We start from the raw sequence: 2,301 nt of genomic DNA on the forward strand, positions 1-2,301 counted from the left end.
TCAGATATTGCGCATTGTAAAAATCAAACTCTTGTATCGGAGGAAATCGAGATAGTCGGTCAGGCCCAAGCACTAAATCGATTGCTTCGCAGATTGTGCTTTTACCGATGTTGTTGGGCCCCAATAAAAGGCTATGACCATCAAAGAAAAGTTCTGCGCTTTTAATACTTCGAAAGTTGCTAATGGTCAATCTGACAATTTTCAAATTCAATATTCCTTATGCAATTAGTTATTATCAGCTAGCGAACCGAAAGCTATCTATCTATTAGCATTTACCGTCGCTATGGCAAATTATGGATGTGTTTATTACTAGATCCATATAGTTGCTTTTATAGTGCCGTATCGATCTTTGGAGTTGCTGCCAAATCCGCTCAATGGAAATCCACCCCGTCCAAAAAATGCCCGCCATCGGCGGTGAGCACATTGGTGTAAATCTCGGTACTTTCGATCGATTTATGCCCGAGGAGCTGACTGACGATCTTCAGCGGCCGTCCGTGCAGCAATAGGTGTATTGCGAAGCTGTGCCGAAAAGTGTGGCAGGTAATATTGATCGGCGCGCCCCCTACCCTGTCCACTAAAACATGGATATGCCGGTTAACCGTCTGGCAGGCCATGGTGAAGATCCGCTCGTCCTTCCTAAAATGTCCCGCGTACAGGTAGCTCTGTATGCGATCCTGAAGAATGGGGTCGACGATGGGCACGGCGCGCTTGGGGCTGCGGGCGAGTTGTATGTTGGCCGGTCGCCCCGGCCGCTGCTTGAGTGTGCGGAGCTCCACCATGAAATCGTAGCCGTCATCGATGAAGTGACTCGGAGTGAGGGCCAGAACCTCAGAAACCCGAGCGCCGGCAGTCCACTTATGATCAAGGATCAGGCGGTAAATTGGGAGTTTTTCGGCGTCGAGCAGGCCTAGGACTTCGGGCTTGAGTAAGTACGTGGGCATCGCGTCCACGGTATCCAACACGAGTTCACGCTTGGCCATGAGGCGCTGCCAGTCGATTTGCACATGCTGAATCGGGAACGTATCGAGGCGCGGCTCGTTCGGGGAGAAGCGTCGTTTTGGCCGGGATGCGGGAAATGCGCCGCGGCTGCCCTGAATCCGTTCCATTTCACCTTAATCCCTGGTGCACATTTGTTACCTTTATACGCTCAGGTTTGGGGCGTTGCAAGCCGCAGTAGTCGTGGAAAAACGCACTGCAGGCCGGTGCACCGAAATAAGTAATAACGGTGCTAATCAGAGTCTTTTAATTAATGCGAAAACACGTTAAGTATCGCAGTCCATTCCTTAGTTGCGGCCGAGTACTTAGTGCCCTACCTAGCCCCAACCTGGAAACAATTGCGCGTTGGCACTGATTGCCATGAGCAGCGCTTTGTGGAATATATGTTTATAGCTACGTTACATAGCCACAGTGAGTTTCTCTATGGGCCTGTTGGAGGTAACCCTAAGGTACCGCTCTCACTACCACTTGGAGTTATCGCATGTACAAAACGAAATAGTTTGTTATTTAATTTCAGTTAGTTATCGAATATATCAAGAGTTTTCACCCTTAAATCGTCATCCACCGATCTCTCAGGCGCAGGACGATGCATCCTGATATCGAGTGTATGAAGCGTATATAATTAGATTATCCGAAAGCATCAAAGCGTTCCACGAATATGTTTCACGGAATAATGTAGTAAGAAGTGGCTAGCACCCCAGTATTCTTCATCAGCAAGATGTTTATAAAAGGCATTAATAGCTGTAAAGGTAGCGTGCAATGTTTCTTGGGAAGGTCGGTATTTTTTCTTGTCTGGCTTCGAGTCATCTCCCTTGGCTATCATAAGCCTAAACGGAGCCCATTCAGTATTGCTTGTATAAAAGCCACCTTTTATGAGGAATTTTTCAACATTGGATAAGGATATCCAATTTAATGGCGGTCTCCAGCAAAAGTCTGCGTACTCTAAAATATCAGCCTTTCGATACTCATCAATCGGCTTGTCTTTAACGAGAAAGGCCCACAGCAAGAATTTTTCGATTTCAGACCGAAACCGGGTGAACGTATGTTCTGATTTGTTTCGGCCAATGTACGAAAGAAACTCTTGCCCCCAAAGCCACGCTTTAGACTTCCATTCATCCGCGCCGGCGAATAAAGAAGCTAGATCAGGAAATTCCTCGAGCCTTACTTCTTTAAGGTCTTTATATGTCGGGTACAATGGAACTGGTTTTGGGATGCTCATGCTTATTCCAGATATTTAGTTAGAACTGCCAATACGTGGATACTATATAGCATCTCCATTATACAAGCCCATGCTCCCTATTTCCA

At 46.8% G+C, this 2,301-nt stretch carries 3 protein-coding genes; all 3 read right to left on the minus strand.

What is annotated here, in order from left to right:
* On the minus strand, positions 1-205 hold a 205-nt coding region (locus tag ABYP33_RS18735; protein ID WP_373092821.1), incomplete at its 3' end, for an AAA family ATPase.
* Positions 206-371: 166 nt separating this feature from the next.
* Entirely contained in the window at positions 372-1,106 is a 735-nt protein-coding gene (locus tag ABYP33_RS18740) for a tyrosine-type recombinase/integrase (protein ID WP_373092823.1), read from the minus strand.
* A gap of 530 nt (positions 1,107-1,636) precedes the next feature.
* Complete coding sequence (locus ABYP33_RS18745; protein WP_373092825.1) at positions 1,637-2,215, minus strand: hypothetical protein; 579 nt, start codon at positions 2,213-2,215, stop codon at positions 1,637-1,639.
* Between the last annotated feature and the right edge of the window lie 86 nt (positions 2,216-2,301).

Source organism: Zhongshania sp. (genome assembly GCF_041584495.1).
GTDB lineage: Bacteria > Pseudomonadota > Gammaproteobacteria > Pseudomonadales > Spongiibacteraceae > Spongiibacter.

Coding starts and splice junctions, on each gene's coding strand:
- ABYP33_RS18740 (WP_373092823.1), bottom strand. CDS start 1,106: ATGGAACGGATTCAGGGCAGCCGCGGCGCATTTCCCGCATCCCGGCCA.
- ABYP33_RS18745 (WP_373092825.1), bottom strand. CDS start 2,215: ATGAGCATCCCAAAACCAGTTCCATTGTACCCGACATATAAAGACCTT.